General features: G+C 50.6%; 17 protein-coding genes. 8 read left to right on the forward strand and 9 right to left on the reverse strand.

Annotation, left to right across the window (positions count from 1 at the left end; genetic code table 11):
* Positions 1 to 16: 16 nt before the first annotated feature.
* The 3 genes from AC6I8J_RS11100 to AC6I8J_RS11110 all read right to left on the reverse strand — a co-directional run bounded on the left by AC6I8J_RS11100 (position 17) and on the right by AC6I8J_RS11110 (position 5,677).
* Positions 17 to 631: a hypothetical protein gene (locus AC6I8J_RS11100; RefSeq protein ID WP_497825360.1), complete on the reverse strand. Its 615-nt coding sequence runs from the start codon at positions 629 to 631 to the stop codon at positions 17 to 19.
* A 116-nt stretch (positions 632 to 747) separates the two neighbouring features.
* Positions 748 to 4,269 carry a glycosyltransferase gene (locus AC6I8J_RS11105; protein ID WP_497825361.1) on the reverse strand — a complete coding sequence of 1,174 codons (3,522 nt, stop codon included), beginning with the start codon at positions 4,267 to 4,269 and terminating at the stop codon, positions 748 to 750.
* 208 nt (positions 4,270 to 4,477) lie between these two features.
* A complete protein-coding gene (locus AC6I8J_RS11110; RefSeq protein WP_150014882.1) occupies positions 4,478 to 5,677 on the reverse strand; it encodes a FliC/FljB family flagellin in 1,200 nt (399 codons plus the stop codon).
* A 336-nt stretch (positions 5,678 to 6,013) separates the two neighbouring features.
* Between AC6I8J_RS11110 and fliD the strand changes: the two genes are divergently transcribed.
* The 4 genes from fliD to amyA all read left to right on the forward strand — a co-directional run bounded on the left by fliD (position 6,014) and on the right by amyA (position 9,797).
* Positions 6,014 to 7,429, forward strand: coding sequence for a flagellar filament capping protein FliD (gene fliD, locus AC6I8J_RS11115; RefSeq protein WP_161736516.1), 1,416 nt, complete (start codon positions 6,014 to 6,016; stop codon positions 7,427 to 7,429).
* Between the two features lie 11 nt (positions 7,430 to 7,440).
* Positions 7,441 to 7,848 (forward strand): flagellar export chaperone FliS, encoded by a 408-nt coding sequence (gene fliS / locus AC6I8J_RS11120; protein WP_110330520.1) that lies wholly within the window; start codon positions 7,441 to 7,443, stop codon positions 7,846 to 7,848.
* Positions 7,848 to 8,213, forward strand: a complete 366-nt coding sequence (gene fliT / locus AC6I8J_RS11125; RefSeq protein ID WP_161736517.1) for a flagella biosynthesis regulatory protein FliT — start codon at positions 7,848 to 7,850, stop codon at positions 8,211 to 8,213. The genes fliS and fliT overlap by 1 nt, the downstream gene beginning before the upstream one ends.
* 102 nt (positions 8,214 to 8,315) lie before the next feature.
* Positions 8,316 to 9,797, forward strand: coding sequence for an alpha-amylase (gene amyA, locus AC6I8J_RS11130; protein WP_253418970.1), 1,482 nt, complete (start codon positions 8,316 to 8,318; stop codon positions 9,795 to 9,797).
* Positions 9,798 to 9,872: 75 nt separating this feature from the next.
* Here amyA and yedD read toward each other — a convergent pair whose 3' ends face one another.
* On the reverse strand, positions 9,873 to 10,346 hold the full coding sequence (gene yedD, locus AC6I8J_RS11135) for a lipoprotein YedD (protein ID WP_440829201.1): 474 nt from the start codon (positions 10,344 to 10,346) through the stop codon (positions 9,873 to 9,875).
* A gap of 241 nt (positions 10,347 to 10,587) precedes the next feature.
* Between yedD and AC6I8J_RS11140 the strand changes: the two genes are divergently transcribed.
* A complete protein-coding gene (locus tag AC6I8J_RS11140) occupies positions 10,588 to 10,911 on the forward strand; it encodes a DUF6388 family protein (protein WP_008926858.1) in 324 nt (107 codons plus the stop codon).
* 192 nt (positions 10,912 to 11,103) lie between these two features.
* On the opposite strand, the gene iraP is transcribed toward AC6I8J_RS11140, so the two are convergent.
* Complete coding sequence (iraP, locus tag AC6I8J_RS11145) at positions 11,104 to 11,403, reverse strand: anti-adapter protein IraP (RefSeq protein ID WP_013358264.1); 300 nt, start codon at positions 11,401 to 11,403, stop codon at positions 11,104 to 11,106.
* A 175-nt stretch (positions 11,404 to 11,578) separates the two neighbouring features.
* On the opposite strand from iraP, the gene AC6I8J_RS11150 reads away from it, so the two are divergent.
* Positions 11,579 to 11,818 (forward strand): DinI-like family protein, encoded by a 240-nt coding sequence (locus AC6I8J_RS11150; RefSeq protein ID WP_003854508.1) that lies wholly within the window; start codon positions 11,579 to 11,581, stop codon positions 11,816 to 11,818.
* 38 nt (positions 11,819 to 11,856) lie between these two features.
* On the opposite strand, the gene AC6I8J_RS11155 is transcribed toward AC6I8J_RS11150, so the two are convergent.
* The 3 genes from AC6I8J_RS11155 to AC6I8J_RS11165 form a co-directional block, all read right to left on the reverse strand.
* A complete protein-coding gene (locus AC6I8J_RS11155) occupies positions 11,857 to 12,123 on the reverse strand; it encodes a hypothetical protein (protein WP_013358265.1) in 267 nt (88 codons plus the stop codon).
* A 151-nt stretch (positions 12,124 to 12,274) separates the two neighbouring features.
* Positions 12,275 to 12,520 (reverse strand): hypothetical protein, encoded by a 246-nt coding sequence (locus AC6I8J_RS11160; protein WP_237566756.1) that lies wholly within the window; start codon positions 12,518 to 12,520, stop codon positions 12,275 to 12,277.
* A gap of 82 nt (positions 12,521 to 12,602) precedes the next feature.
* Positions 12,603 to 12,986 (reverse strand): hypothetical protein, encoded by a 384-nt coding sequence (locus AC6I8J_RS11165; RefSeq protein WP_161736521.1) that lies wholly within the window; start codon positions 12,984 to 12,986, stop codon positions 12,603 to 12,605.
* A gap of 136 nt (positions 12,987 to 13,122) precedes the next feature.
* Between AC6I8J_RS11165 and AC6I8J_RS11170 the strand changes: the two genes are divergently transcribed.
* Complete coding sequence (locus AC6I8J_RS11170) at positions 13,123 to 13,755, forward strand: helix-turn-helix domain-containing protein (RefSeq protein ID WP_222925349.1); 633 nt, start codon at positions 13,123 to 13,125, stop codon at positions 13,753 to 13,755.
* Positions 13,756 to 13,820: 65 nt separating this feature from the next.
* On the opposite strand, the gene AC6I8J_RS11175 is transcribed toward AC6I8J_RS11170, so the two are convergent.
* Complete coding sequence (locus AC6I8J_RS11175; protein WP_013358269.1) at positions 13,821 to 14,069, reverse strand: hypothetical protein; 249 nt, start codon at positions 14,067 to 14,069, stop codon at positions 13,821 to 13,823.
* A 319-nt stretch (positions 14,070 to 14,388) separates the two neighbouring features.
* Here AC6I8J_RS11175 and AC6I8J_RS11180 point away from each other — a divergent pair, with 319 nt between their 5' ends.
* Entirely contained in the window at positions 14,389 to 14,589 is a 201-nt protein-coding gene (locus AC6I8J_RS11180) for a hypothetical protein (protein WP_010247636.1), read from the forward strand.
* Positions 14,590 to 14,886: the final 297 nt, after the last annotated feature.

The following is a 14,886-nucleotide window of genomic DNA, read 5'->3' on the forward strand; positions in this document are numbered from 1 at the left end:
ACACAATGCAGCCAGGTTACAGGTTTCCGGACCATTCAAAGGTGTACATCACCGTGGCCGACTTTAAAATTTCTGCCAGCTCTGCCAGAGGACGAGGATTTTTAACCGATATAATCGTGATATCGTCGGGTAAAGCAGTAAAATCGACTTTCTCTTCGGGTACCCGATTCAGATAGAGAAGTTTTGTCGTTTTTACTCTGCCGTCATCCGAGAACATCGCTAAATCCGGGCCTACCATCGTTAAAAAATCAACGTCAGGTTCTTTCACAATCAGCTGTGAGCTATACCAGAAAAAGAGATCCTCTTCTGTTTCATTAAGACGATTACCATTGAGCAGCGCTTCATGATTTAACATGTAGCGCACACAGACGTCAGCCTTAATCGGATTACCAGAATAAATTTCAGGATAAACAGCGATGGGGATCAGCTCCGATTTTTTATGCTGATCATAAATTTCAACATCCAGCTTAGGCGTATTCCAGGCAGGATTGGTGATATCGCTATTTACCATCCATGCATTGCCGCCATGCAGATTGATTTGATGACAGAGTTTGTGCAAAGCCTGAATACCGCCGGACGACTCCCGATAATCAGGTGAAAATATATAATAAGGATGTTTAAATTCAGACATTGCAACTCCGCCCGCCAGGTTGATGAAATCACTTAACCGTTCTGTGCTCTGCGCTGTTTCAGGCCATCTGAAATTTTGATCAGATAGCCTGAAAGGTTAACAGCTGCCGAAAGGAATCAGGGCTGCCATGCTTTTGCCCACAGCCGCAGGGTCTCACCGGTCAGCATCCAGTTACGTCGGATCTCAGCCTGCAATTCCATTCCCATTTTTGCGCTGGCATCCGGGTCAGCCAGATGCATCCGGATAGCCTCGCGCCAGTCAATGAACCGGTTATTAACACGGGTAACCGGCAGATTATCGTCCCGATAACAGGCAACGTTGCTGCAAATAACGGGCACTCCGCAGGCACCGTATTCCAGTAACCTCAAATTACTTTTACAGGCGTTAAAGATATTGTCTTCAACCGGTGCCAGCGCCAGATCGAGATTGAGCGACGCGAGCGCTGCAGGATAAAGTGTGAGATCAACGCCACTGTGTATTTCGTGCACATAAGGACGGAGTTTATCCGGACACATACCCATAAAGATCCATTCAACGTCTTTAGAAAATTCCCGGACAATGTCGAAAATCATTTCAAGATCGCCCCGATGGCTGACACCGCCAGCCCAGCCCACACGGGGTTTCTTACCCTGCTGACGCAGTGAGCGAAGGCTGCCCCAGGCCTCTGAAGGAAGGCGATTTTTCATCACAACGATATCCGGATGCATATCACGCATCGCGTCGGCCAGTGGTGCGGTAGAGACCACAAAGCGGTCAAAAAAGCTCAGGCTTTTACGTATTAATTTTGCCGTCTCCTGCTTATAAGCGTGACGGCCATGATGTTTCATGGGCAGATTGATGATGTAATCGTCCAGTTCAAACACCTTAAATACGTTGTGAAGTTTACTGACTCGCTCCATCCAGTTATGAAATGCTGGTGCATACCGGCGCTGGATAATCAGACTATCGGGGCTGAACTGCCCCATTTCACTCAATGTCAGCAGTGTCATGCCGCTTTTCCCCTGAGCAACGCCTTCCGCTATCATCGCCTCAAGCGGTTGAGTAATACGGTAATGTCCGCAACCGTAAATATCGGCATTATGCGCAAGGAAGGTGGGCAGATTTTCTGCTCTGACCGGCAGCCAGTTAACATCGTCATTTCGTAATTCGAAGTGACGACTTCGCATTGAAAGGTTTGGGTTATACGCAGGGTCACTGGCCACGACCGGCATCCATTCAGCATAAATTTTGTCTTCTTCCAGCTGTTTTAATTTACTGGACGTCTGCACGGTTTCATCCGGGAACGGGCTGGTGCGTGCTGCGGGACGATGCAGACGGGCATAAGGTGTCCAGACCGTCAGATAGCCCTGCTCCCGCGCCTTCAGGCACAGATCAACGTCAGCATATAAGCGCTTATCCTGATCAAATCCTCCCAGCTCGTCGAATACCGATTTGCGCATAAGCATCAGATCACCCGAAACGGCACTGTAGTTCTGATCGACATTCATGCGCCCCAGATAGTTGGCGTCTTTGTCGTCATTACCTCTGAAGACTTCACCCACTGCACCGTTTACCCCCAGGACGTAACCCGCATGCCTGATCTTATTGTCAGATGAGAGATGCTTTCCACCCACAGCAAAGACTTCAGGCCGTAGTCCATGATTCAGGAGATTATCGAGCCATTCACCGTCAGTGACCGCCATTTCACAATGCATGAAAAGCAGATAGTCTCCTGTAGCCTGTTCAGCGGCGAGATTAGCCATAGCACTGTGGCTGAATGCGCCGTTAAAGCTTGCGGTTTTTATACGGACAGGATCAACTTTTGCAATATCTGACAACCATTTATCCCGCTCAGTCGTCCCCTGGTTATCAGAGATGATGATCATCTCGTACTGGTGCCAGGTGGTTTTTTCCAGCACGGTCGTGACGCAACTAATCAGCGAGGCGAGATCCCAGTTAGCCAGAATGATGATTGAAACCACCGGCTTATCGGGATGGTTGTATCGTAAACGGTAATTGAAGAATTTATCTAATGCCGCCCGTCCATCCGGGTAGCCGCGATTATGCAAATGCCGCTCAATGATCGCCACATCTTCAAGGATATCTCTGCTTTTCAGATGGCCTGTTAACAATGGCTCAGCGAGGTGACCGATACTCTCAAACCCCTGAGATTCAATCAGCTTAAGAATGAGATCAAACTCTGCTGAAGCGGGATAATCGGCATCCAGTCCTTCCGCCGCTAACAGCAGCTCTCGCCGGAACAACCAGTGTTGCGCCATCGTTTTGGGCGAACTTAGCAGTAAATCAAGATTAAAATCGGGCCTGAAAGCGGCACCGAGTGGTGCATTATCGATATAAAAAAATTCATCCGCATAGAGTGCTAAATAATGGTTTTGAACGAGGAGCATTTTGCTCAATGCGATCATACCGGAGGCGTGCAGAATCGTGGTCGCCTCAAGAAACATGATCCACTGGTCTTCACGTTCATGGATGATTTGATTGATGACACTGATTCGGCTCTGCTCTGTTGCGGCATAGCATTCAGCGTTCGTGTCAGGCGTTACGTCGATGGCAACGATAACCGGTTCAAACCGGATGCCCACTGTCGCTGTCTGGCCGATTGATTTCAAAAGTATATCCAGACCGGTGACGGTCTCTTCTGTAACCGTAATCACGACCAGCACGCTGACGGGATGCGTGTGCGTCGCGGCAAGATCCACCAGCATATTATGCTGCAATGGATTCAGGGTGCGTGAAGCTCTCCACGTCGCAAGCGTGTCTAAGGTAAAGTTCTTCTGCTGCTCTTCAGAAAGATTTTTAATGCCAAACAGATCAGGTCGCTCCGTGGAAGCAACGCGCGCCAGATGTGGCTCATGGTCGACATCATTAAACCAGCTTTCGTTACGGATCTTTTCATATAACGCCTCTCGTCCGTCTCTGAAAATATCGTTACTTTCACGCTGATGAGGCTGAAATTCCACATCTGAAGCACGAATGCTACACAACGGCGTGGCAAACCAGAGAAGGTGGCTGTGCCTCAATAAATGGTGAAAAATAACCAGCGCCGGAACCGCCTGTAATGCCGGATCGCCGGTGGTGAGCAGTGAATGATCGATAAGGCTGCTGGTGAGATCTTCGCGGTAAAACAGCGCGGCGGTCATTTCTCCCGGCAGACTGTACGCTTTCAGTGTCTGATTACGCAGCAAATCCTGGCCGTTGATAATGCTGTTTTCACTGTACAAAGCCGATGTTGAGATAAGCTCGGGCAGCACTTCACCCTGTGGACCTACCCGCTCCCGACGGGAGGCCGCCACACGGCACTCAGGCTGTGTCATCAGGCCTGAGACTAATGTGGAGACGCAGGCAGGTTTCAGGAGATCGGCATCTGACAGGAATTTAATATATTTTCCGCGCGCTGCGCTGACGGCAGCCTGATAAACCGGTACCGTCCCATCATCTATTTTTAAATAGCGGAGAAGATGGCCGTATCGGACAAGATAACCCTGTAGCTTCTTATGAATAAAAGGCGCGTCACTGTAATCAGCCACAATGATTTCAATCTGCGGGTAATCCTGGCTGAGCACACTGTCGAGTGCGTTTGTAAACCAGGCTGAAGCGCCGGCGGTAATGATGATGCTGACCAGATCATGTTGATGCATTTTACTCTCTCTCACTGACTCCTCTGAGTCATGACCGACTGAGAGCAGCGCACATTTTGCTTTAGCATAATCTTTGTGCCTGGGTTCAATCGGAGAAGTAAAACAGCAAAGAGGGCCTAATCTGCCAGAACGGAAACGCTGGACTATTCTCCAGCCATAAAAAAACCCCGCCGAGGCGGGGTTTTTGCGTGGATTCTGAGGGAATCGATTAGCCCTGCAGCAGAGACAGAACCTGCTGTGGAACCTGGTTAGCTTTTGCCAACACTGAGTTACCAGCCTGCTGTACGATCTGCGCTTTAGACATGTTTGAAACTTCAGTTGCGTAGTCAGCATCCTGGATACGAGACTGTGCAGCTGACAGGTTGGTCGTGGTGTTGCTCAGGTTAGTCACGGCTGAGTTCAGACGGTTCTGAATCGCACCCAGTGAAGAACGGAACTTATCCACGCTTGCAATCGCTTCATCCAGTTTAGCCAGTGGGCTTGATGATGCACCCGTAGTCAGGCTGGACAGGCTCATGTTAGAGGTGTCCAGTTTGAACGCTGCGGTGCCTGCAGTCGTTGCAGTATCGGCTGACTGTGGGTCAACTGCGACAAAGAAGGACTGAGACGCGCCGCTGGCGATATCAAAGCCATTTGCTTTCAGGTTGTTGGTTTCAGCAGCGCTTGCTGATGCAACAGTGACTTTAGCAAACATTTTGCCGTTGTCATCTTTGTACACAGTACCGGTGTCAACAGTCACACCTGAAGTTGCCACACCCAGACGGGTAGACAGGGCATCAGCAGTTGATTCAGCAACAGTTGCGCCAGTTACGTTGGTAGTAGAACCGTAAGCAGCTTTAAATTCTGTTGCGCCAGCTGCAGTTGGGGTACCAGCAGGACCGTTCACGTTGAAGCTATCCAGACCCAGGGTCTTGGAGTCGATTTTTTTCAGGTCGATAGTGATGGTTTCGCCATCGTTAGCGCCAACCTGGATGTTCATTTTTCCGTCTTTAGCCAGCACGTTCACGCCGTTGAACTGAGTCTGACCCGATACGCGGTCAATCTCGTCCAGACGTGATTTGATTTCGTCCTGGATTGAAGATTTGTCAGAATCTGAGTTAGTACCGCTTGAAGCCTGTACAGTCAGCTCACGGATACGCTGTAAGTTGTTGTTGATTTCTGACAGCGCGCCTTCAGTCGTCTGCGCAGCAGAGATACCGTCGTTGGCGTTACGAGCAGCCTGAGTCAGACCCTTGATGTTAGAGGTGAAACGGTTGGCAATCGCCTGACCAGCAGCGTCATCTTTCGCGCTGTTGATACGTAAACCAGAAGACAGACGCTCCATTGAAGTAGACAGAGCTGACTGGTTCTTGTTGATGTTGTTCTGAGTGATCAGCGAGAGGCTGTTGGTATTAATGACTTGGGCCATGATAAATTTTCCTGTTAATCAAGTCTTTCGGTTAAGGTGTGGGCTTCAACCCGCCGGCTTCAGCGCCGTCAAAGTTGTTATCGTCTGCCGTTTAACAACCTTTAGAATTTTTTTAGTACCAGGCGAATTTTTCTGCTTCAGCCTGTCACGTTTTAAGTTATCGCCACCCGTCCCGACTTCTTTAGACTTAATTCATTAATTTTCTAGTCACTGAATTACCCTTCTCTATAGTGCTTATTTACCTCATTACCCTAAGGCAAATAACGTTAAACTTTACCTATTCAAGGCCGATAACCCAGGTATCAATTTCCCTGTCGACCTTATAAAGGAATTAACATGGCCAGTATCAGTAATCTCGGTGTGGGTTCCGGCCTGCCACTCAGTACCATGCTTGACAGTCTGACCACCGCGGAAAAAGCGGCACTGACACCCATTTCAAAACAGCAGTCAGCTTATACGTCCAAACTCAGTGCCTATGCCACCCTGAAAAGTTCTCTGACAACATTCCAGACGGCCAACACCAAGCTGAACAGTGCGGACCTGTTTACCGCAACGACCGCAACCAGCAGCTCCACGGCCTTCAGTGCCACGACCTCTGGCAGCAGCACCGTCGCCGGTAAATATGCGATTAACGTAACGCAGCTGGCGCAGGCGCAGGTTTTGACCTCTGCTGTGCAGAGCAGTAGCACTGCCGCACTGGGTGACAGTTCAGTGGCCAGCCGCAGCATTGCGATTACCTTAAAAGATGGTACCAGCAAAAGCGTAACGCTCTCGGCCGACCAGACCTCGCTGACCGGTATGCGTGACGCTATTAATGGCGCGAATGCGGGTATCACCGCCAGTATCATTAAGGTGTCAGACGGCAGTTTCCGCCTTTCCATGAGTGCCAACAAAACCGGCAGCGACAATGCGGTGGCAACGATTGCCGTCACCGGTGACAACACGCTGCAGGGAATTGTGGGCTTTGACGCATCCGCCAGCAGCAATGTAATGACAGAAAGCGTTAAAGCGCAGAATGCCCAGCTTACGGTAAACAACGTTGCAATTGAAAACAGCAGCAACCAGATCAGTGATGCACTGGAAGGGATTACGTTAAATCTGACTGCGCAGACGGTTGGCAGTCAGACACTGACCATTACCAAAGACACCTCAAAAGCCTCCAGCGCCATCAGTGCCTGGGTGGATGCATACAACACCTTGCTGGATCAGTTCAACACCCTGACCAAATACACCAAGGTTGATACCAATACGGATTCACAGGACTCCAGTAATGGCGCGCTGCTGGGCGATAGCACATTACGGACGATTGAGACGCAGCTCAAGACGATGCTGACCAACGCGCAAAGCTCATCATCCTATAAATCACTGGGTCAGATTGGTGTTACTACCGATCCCACCACCGGTTCATTAAAACTGGATTCGACCAAGCTGAGTGCCGCCCTGGATAAAGATGCGGCGGGCGTGAAAGAGATGATCGTGGGTGACGGTAAAACTGGCATTACTGCGAAAATCGACAGCAAACTGACTGACTGGCTGGCATCCAAAGGGATTGTCCAGGCTGCGACTGATGGCGTCAGTAAAACACTGAATACCTTAACCGCCCTTTATAACACCACCAGCGATCGCATCGATGCGGATATTGCGCGTTATAAAACACAGTTTACCCAACTGGATATGGCTATCAGTAAACTTAACTCGACCAGTACCTATCTGACACAGCAGTTCGATACGTCAGATTCGTCTAAAAAATAACAGGAGTGTCCATGTACAGCGCTACAGGCACCAAAGCCTATGCAAAAATTGGCGTAGAAAGCGCCGTGATGAGCGCCAGCCAGCAGCAGCTGGTCGTGATGCTGTTCGACGGCGCACTGAGCGCGTTAATCCGCGCCCGCCTGTTTATGCAGGATGGCAATATCGAAGGCAAAGGCAGCTCCATCTCCAAAGCCATCAATATTATCGAAGCGGGTCTGAAAGAGGGCCTGGCTGAAAACCGTGGTGATGAGCTGGCAGACAATCTGCTGGATCTTTACAACTACATGACGCGTCGCCTGTTGCAGGCCAACCTGCACAATGATGTTGCAGCAGTCGAGGAGGTCGAAGGCCTGCTGCGCAACATCGCGGACGCGTGGAAAGAAGTGGTTCAACCTAACCTGATTCAGGACGCCGTTTAATGACTACTGCACCGCATCTGATTGCCGTTTACCAACAGTTACTCGATCTCAGCCAGGGAATGCTGCGTCATGCCGCACAGGGCGAATGGGATGAATTGATCAGCCGGGAGATGGAGTATGTCAATGCGGTGCAGGACTTAGCCCAGTCGACAGAGGCAGTATCGCCTTCATCACAGACGCAGGAGCAGTTACGTCCGGTACTGCGCCGTATTCTCGACAACGAAAGCGAAGTAAAACGCCTGCTGCAGGCGCGGATGGATGAGCTGGCCTCGCTGGTCGGTCAGAACAGCCGTCAGAAATCGGTGATGTCCGCCTATGCCAACCAGGGCGGCATTGTGATGGTACCGCGCGAAACCCTCTCCTGATCCCCTGCTCTGCTACGCCGCCAGATTTATTTTTCTGCGCGGCGTCTCTTTTCTGCCGCTTACTCCATACTTGATTTTCATCATCCCCCTGGAGTGTGGTACATGCAAAACCCAACGTTATTACAGTTTTTCCATTGGTATTACCCGGATGGCAGCAAATTGTGGCCGGAAGTCGCCGATCGCGCGGCCTGGCTCAGCGAAATTGGTATCACTATGGCATGGCTGCCACCCTGCTACAAAGGGGGGTCGGGGGGCTATTCAGTGGGTTACGACAGCTACGATCTGTTCGACCTGGGGGAATTTGATCAGAAAGGCGGCGTTGCCACCAAATATGGTGATAAAGCGCAATTACTGGCTGCCATGGAAGCCCTGCGTAGCCACAACGTTGGGGTGCTGCTGGATGTGGTGCTGAACCACAAAATGGGCGCGGACGAGAAAGAGGCGATCAGCGTTAACCGCGTCAATCCGGACAACCGCGATGAAATTTATGATGAGGTCGTCGACTGTGAAGCCTGGACGAAATTCACCTTTCCGGCGCGGAAAGGTGAGTATTCGAAATTTGTCTGGGACCACAAATGTTTTAGCGGCGTAGACCACATCGAAAACCCGGACGAGAACGGCGTATTCAAAATCATCAACGACTACACCGCCGAAGGCTGGAACGATCAGGTCGATAACGAGCTGGGCAACTTCGACTATCTGATGGGTGCCAACATCGATTTCCGCAACAATGCGGTCAGGGAAGAGCTGAAATACTGGGCGCGCTGGGTGATGGAACAGGTGCCCTGCACCGGCTTCCGTCTGGATGCGGTAAAACATATCCCGGCCTGGTTCTATAAAGAGTGGATCGATCATATTCAGGACGTCGCTGAAGAACCGATGTTTATCGTCGCGGAATACTGGTCGTTTGAAACCGAGAAGCTGCAGGAGTACGTGCATCAGGTGGAAGGCAAAACCATGCTGTTTGATGCGCCACTGCACATGAACTTCCATCAGGCCTCTACCGCAGGCAGCGCCTACGATATGAGCCAGATTTTTGCTAACTCGCTGGTGGTGGCGGATCCGTGGCATGCCGTGACCATCGTGGCTAACCATGACACCCAGCCGCTGCAGTCGCTCGAAGCGCCGGTTGAGGCCTGGTTCAAACCGCTGGCCTATGCGCTGATCCTGCTGCGTGAGCAGGGCGTGCCAACCATTTTCTATCCTGACCTTTTCGGGGCGACTTATGAAGATGAGGGCGGCGACGGCGAGACGCACAAAATTGAGATGCCGGTCATTCCTGAACTGGAAGGATTAATCCGGGCACGTCAGCAGTATGGCTGGGGCGTGCAGACCGACTATTTTGATCATCCTAACTGCGTGGCGTTCAGCCGCAGCGGCACCGAAACGCAGCCAGGCTGTGTGGTGATCATGTCGAACGGCGATGCGGGCGAGAAAAGTGTGCCGATGGGCGAAGGCTTTGCCGGTAAGGTCTGGCGCGATCATCTGGGGAACCGTGAAGAGACCATTACGGCTGACGAGCACGGTACAGCCGTCTTTGCCTGTAACGGTGGCAGCGTCAGCGTCTGGGTAGTAGCAGAATAAGTGACTGAATAAGCGTAAAACCGCCCTGCCGGACGCTTTCGCGTGCTGCCGGGGCGGTTTTTTTATGGGCTGCGGTTAGGACTGCGCGTTATGCTCAGTAATCGGCGTGCGCAGCAGCTGCGGTTCAATATTCTGAATGACAGCAGCTTTCGGCTGTTTTGCCACTTCTTCCAGTGCCTGCTGACACTCTAGTGTCGGACGCGCCACTTTGCGCAGGGTCAGCCCGTCATACTTAAGTTCACTGTTATCGACGACCAGCGGCATCACCCGAATCTTTCGCGTGACGTTGACATAGTCACCGTTCAGACGGGTCAGCTTGCCTGGCTTCGCAATCACACGCATCCACTGGCGGCAATCCAGCGTGCTGCCATCCGCATTGATAATCAGACTGGCTATTGCCTGTTCGCTGATCAGGCTGCTTTGTGGGCCGACAGTTTGCCAGTTCCCCTGCAGATCAGCCGGTGCCGGCGCCTGTACCGCATTTTCATAATCGTTGATTTGCGCACAGCCACTCAGTGCCAGCGCGGCAATCAGCATCCACTTTTTCATGTTTAATCCCTAAGATCGCGTCAATGGCGGCTACGTTATAATTTTTTCACCGCGCAGCGCAAGGAATCTGGCTGTTCAGACACCCGCAAGCGGCCGATTGCAGCAGAATTTACTCATGAGCCAGGACATCGGTCAGCGTTTTAATCGGCTACTGGCAGTCTGAATGGGCTCTGGCACGCCTGACAAGCGGAAGACAACCCGATACACTGACGCGCTGCATCAGCCTTTCAGGAATATAAATATGAAAACGCCAGAAGCCTATTATGCCCAGGCACGTGAAATGTTTTTTACCGCGCATCCCGACTTTCAGTCAGCACTGGATGAGTTAACGGAGAGCGATGCCCGTGCCGCTAATCTGTCGCTGCGACAGCTGCGTGAATGGCACGCCGAACGCATCTATGCGGCCTTTTTACGGCAGAAGAATCTGGATGGGATGATTTTTTCTATTCAGCTCGCTGAGCCCGATAAAGCGGTAGCGGCTGAGGCTATCGAGACCTATCTCAAATCTCATGCTGAGTCGCTGGGAATGAGCTGGGAAGAGTTCTGCATCAAAAACGAGCTGTAACGTTCCCTGCACTGAAGAGGTATAAGTGACACCTCTCAGACTGTCGCACAGCATCGGATAGAGCAGTAAAGCAAAAACGCGATACCTTCACGTTAAGCCGCAGGTGATGATTGCACTTTTGGGCAAAGCAACTGCACTGCCTCCGGAGAGATTGCCGGGCTTTCCTCTCCGGAGGTGTATTGAAAAATGGCCCTACTCTCGCTCTTCCGTGGCTTTGCCTTTCACTTCTACATAGCTTGCAACCGCCAGCAGACGATTGATATGCGTCAGCAGCAGATCAACATCCGACTGCAGAAACTCAGTCGACGATTGCGAAGCGGTAATGATGGCATCCTGCACCGTTTCTGTAATGGTCAGCGAGTTGTCCTGTTTCGCCTGCACCAGCAGCGCTGCAACCAGCAGGGACTGCGCTTCAAGCTGCGCCGTCAGCTCTTTTGCATCGACGTCCATCTTTGCCAGCTTTAGCAGAATATCAATGACCAGTTGTCGCATCGCGGACCTCCTGAAAAGTAAGCCAGCATTATGTCGCGATGCGTGCGCATTTTGCTAGTCGAAGATGGAGGTTTTCGCGAGATAAAAATTTACGCGAAATCAGGCGCACTGCCTTGCTACTGTTTTTATTTACAGTATTATATATCAGCGATTTTGCCCTGAATGGATTGCCATCATGTTTGTTGAGTTGATTTATGACAAGCGCAACGTTGCCGGTTTACCGGGTGCTCGCGAGATGATTCGTGAGGAGCTGGAAAAGCGGGTACATCGGGTGTTTCCTGACATCGAAGTTAAGGTCAAGCCGATGGAACGTAACGCGATTGATACTGATTTGAGTAAGAACGATAAGGCGACAGTTGCGCGTATTGTTGAAGAGATGTTCGACGAAGCGGAAATGTGGCTGGTGGCCGACTAATCTCTTAGCGGCCACCGTATCAGTCAGCGGGAGATGAATCAGCTCTCCTGCTCACTGTGATTAATTTCAATCTCGATGTCCTGAATGGCGGCATCCAGATCTTCCAGCAGTTTCCCCTGCTTATTCAGCAACGCATCGATACGGTCGGCATTCGTCTTATCTTTATACTCACCAGCATCAAACGCTAACCAATGGCTGGACAGGGTTTCGGTGTTGGTCTGCGCGTAGTGGCGCATCTCTTTAAGCTGCGAAGTCACATCGCGCAGATAGTCATTTTTGGTTTTGGTTTCTGTTGAATCGCTCATGCTAAATTTCCTTCTGGTCAGTTATCAAAAGTGTTTAGGCTTAGCGGTTCATCAACCGGCCAATCAGCGGACGTCAGTTCAGGTACAAAATGTCGTCCGGAGATTTAAAACTAGTCGATCATAGCGAATCCGCACTAAGAATAATCGGAAGTTACGGTTTCCCGGTGGGTTTCGCGGATGGCACCTCATTCTCAATCACGACTTCTTTTACTTTTGTGATCGTTTTGTCGGCGACGCGATCAGGTATCACATCAAGCTTATGCTGTAATGCTGCAACCTGACTGGTCAGCAAATCCACCCGCTCATCACGCCGCGCTGCAATGACCCGATAATCTGCCCGGATCTCCTCAACCCGCTTATTTGCCGTGTTACTGACGTAGAGAAAAATAATTGTCATCAGAATGCAAATCATCGAACAGCTCAGCAGAATGCAGCCGAGGATAACTTTGCGCCGTTGTAACATAGGAGCCTTAAGGCTGTTAATTGTTGTCATCGCTGCGATCCTCCAGAGTTGAGATCAGCCGATTAATCTCATTACGAAATTTATCGTTCTGATCGGTTTCGGTCATCGCCAGTAAAATACCTACGGCATTCTTGATTAACCGTAGATCCGTTTCGAGTGTCGCAATACGTCGCAAATTTCTGTCATGACGTTCACGTAACTCATCGTTCTCCTCCCGTATCATCAGGTTGCTCTCTTTCAGCAACACCACCTGCTCTTTGTAGCTGGTAATAATTTCGCCGCCGGCTCGATTACTGGTTACGATTGACGCAATACCCGCCAATAACGGTTTCCAGAACAGTGCTGCTGCCCCCCCACCCAGAACCAACGCACCCATACTGGTAATCAGACTACTTTCCATGCCACACCCCTTTGTCCGGTAAGGTCTCTGGAACACACTGCGTGCAGAACAGCCACGTCCTTAACCCTGAATTTAAGATTGCTTAAATACCAGGGTTAAGTATACTTAAGTCACTCTCAATCAAAAAGTCAAGCTGATGAAAAATGAAACGCTGGGTGACCGCATCCGACTCCGACGTAAATCACTGCAATTAACGCAGAAGCAATTGGCACAACAGGTAAAAGTCTCCCATGTGGCTATTTCGCAATGGGAAAAAGAGGAGACGCTGCCGCGCGGTGAGAACCTGCTTCGGCTTGCCGAAGCGCTGGGCTGTGCACCGGCTTATCTGATAGATGGGGATGGTCCTGTTTTCAGCGAAAATAGCTGGGCAGGACTGCACCAGATCCCGCTGCTTGCTCAGCGTAACGTCGCACAATGGCTGAACGATGCCGGTGCTGTCCGGCATCAACTGCTGATGCACAACGATATGGCGCTGTCGAAACAGAGTTTTGCCTTCCGGGTGGAAGAACAGGCCATGTCACCCGCTATTCTGCGGGAGGATGTGGTGATTATCGATCCCTGCCTGTCACCTCAGCCTGGTGACCACGTACTGGCATTACAGCAACAGAATGTCCTGCTGCGCACCTGGCGCCAGCGCGGCAGTGAGGATGGTGTTACGCAGTTTGAACTGGCACCGGTCAATATCAACTTTCCCGAGCTGCATTCAGGCCGTGACAGCCTGAAGCTGATAGGCACGCTGGTGGAATTGCGCCGCTATCGGCAGCCATAAAAAAACCCGCCGGGTGCGGGTTAGCTTTTCAGCGAAAAACTGTAGTTAGAGTAATAGCCATGCAACTACAGGGCGTCGACCAGTTGATCCACTACGACCTTACCCTGCAGGTCGGTCTGCATAATGCGATAGTTGACTGGCCATGAGCGGCGGGTGCTGAGTTTATCGAACAGGGTCACGCCGCCTTTTTTGACACCCTGACGGCTGACAATAATCCATTCTGTCACCTCTTCCTGACCACGATTTCTCAGACTCAGTGTGCGTTGTTCAATTAGCTGGTCTTCAGCTTCAATCTTTAAATAGTCTCGTAACATAATTTCTATCTCCTGGTAACGCAGGTCACTATATGCTTTTTATTAATCAGTTCAATCGAATTTATTAATCGAAGATTTTATCGTCGGGAATGTGACCTGCCGCAGTCGATATGACAGGTTTGTCCATTTCTGCATCAGACCTTTCCCGTTAGCATGATTGTGCTGCACACACCCAAACATCGAAAAATGACGTGTTCAGTATGAGAGAAACTCCGATTAGCCCGCCTCTGGCGGGTTTTTTTTCGCTCTGTAATCCGATGTAAAGGCGGGATGTCAGGGCTGGTCTAGACTTAAGGCACTGGAAAAAAAGGAGTGAGTTATGTTTAAGCACAATACAAATGAAGAACGTAAGAAAGAAGGTGATGTCAGCAAGAGCCTGCCCGAAGCTGCGCCAAATGCGGGCAATGCTTATGAAGAAGATGATCACCCTGCCACTGACGCACCGAAAGATCATGGTGAAGTGCCGCGCAAAAATGATGACAGCCAGGATGATAAAAAAGATCCCTATAAAGCGAGTTGATGTGCAGATGGCGCGCCCGACGGGCGCGCTGTTTCCTGTTGCTCAGGGAAGCTTCAGGTAAAGAGTACGCCACACCTTCAGGGCAGAAAAGTTTTTGCGTAATAGCATTTCTCACCGTTTCGTTATGTTCCTGCTTTTACTACGGCAAAAACCGCCTGACAGACTGTTCATTAAACCCCGAAGGTTCAATTTGAAGTAGCGCTTCGCAAATTTTTCGTTCATTTCCCGTAACCCGTAAATTGAACCTTCCATTCGTCCTCCGTTAACTCAAAGTGAGGCAGGTATGTATTGTGTTCA

Source organism: Pantoea sp. X-Soil-ISGK-355, from assembly GCF_059730805.1.

What these genes read in the sequence shown, in the direction of transcription:
- yedD (WP_440829201.1), bottom strand. Translation starts at nt 10,346, where the DNA reads ATGAAAAAGTGGATGCTGATTGCCGCGCTGGCACTGAGTGGCTGTGCG.
- AC6I8J_RS11165 (WP_161736521.1), bottom strand. Translation starts at nt 12,986, where the DNA reads ATGGAAAGTAGTCTGATTACCAGTATGGGTGCGTTGGTTCTGGGTGGG.
- fliT (WP_161736517.1), top strand. Translation starts at nt 7,848, where the DNA reads ATGACTACTGCACCGCATCTGATTGCCGTTTACCAACAGTTACTCGAT.
- AC6I8J_RS11105 (WP_497825361.1), bottom strand. Translation starts at nt 4,269, where the DNA reads ATGCATCAACATGATCTGGTCAGCATCATCATTACCGCCGGCGCTTCA.
- AC6I8J_RS11110 (WP_150014882.1), bottom strand. Translation starts at nt 5,677, where the DNA reads ATGGCCCAAGTCATTAATACCAACAGCCTCTCGCTGATCACTCAGAAC.
- AC6I8J_RS11170 (WP_222925349.1), top strand. Translation starts at nt 13,123, where the DNA reads ATGAAAAATGAAACGCTGGGTGACCGCATCCGACTCCGACGTAAATCA.
- AC6I8J_RS11175 (WP_013358269.1), bottom strand. Translation starts at nt 14,069, where the DNA reads ATGTTACGAGACTATTTAAAGATTGAAGCTGAAGACCAGCTAATTGAA.
- amyA (WP_253418970.1), top strand. Translation starts at nt 8,316, where the DNA reads ATGCAAAACCCAACGTTATTACAGTTTTTCCATTGGTATTACCCGGAT.
- iraP (WP_013358264.1), bottom strand. Translation starts at nt 11,403, where the DNA reads ATGCGACAACTGGTCATTGATATTCTGCTAAAGCTGGCAAAGATGGAC.
- AC6I8J_RS11150 (WP_003854508.1), top strand. Translation starts at nt 11,579, where the DNA reads ATGTTTGTTGAGTTGATTTATGACAAGCGCAACGTTGCCGGTTTACCG.
- AC6I8J_RS11180 (WP_010247636.1), top strand. Translation starts at nt 14,389, where the DNA reads ATGTTTAAGCACAATACAAATGAAGAACGTAAGAAAGAAGGTGATGTC.
- AC6I8J_RS11100 (WP_497825360.1), bottom strand. Translation starts at nt 631, where the DNA reads ATGTCTGAATTTAAACATCCTTATTATATATTTTCACCTGATTATCGG.
- AC6I8J_RS11140 (WP_008926858.1), top strand. Translation starts at nt 10,588, where the DNA reads ATGAAAACGCCAGAAGCCTATTATGCCCAGGCACGTGAAATGTTTTTT.
- fliD (WP_161736516.1), top strand. Translation starts at nt 6,014, where the DNA reads ATGGCCAGTATCAGTAATCTCGGTGTGGGTTCCGGCCTGCCACTCAGT.
- fliS (WP_110330520.1), top strand. Translation starts at nt 7,441, where the DNA reads ATGTACAGCGCTACAGGCACCAAAGCCTATGCAAAAATTGGCGTAGAA.
- AC6I8J_RS11155 (WP_013358265.1), bottom strand. Translation starts at nt 12,123, where the DNA reads ATGAGCGATTCAACAGAAACCAAAACCAAAAATGACTATCTGCGCGAT.
- AC6I8J_RS11160 (WP_237566756.1), bottom strand. Translation starts at nt 12,520, where the DNA reads ATGACAATTATTTTTCTCTACGTCAGTAACACGGCAAATAAGCGGGTT.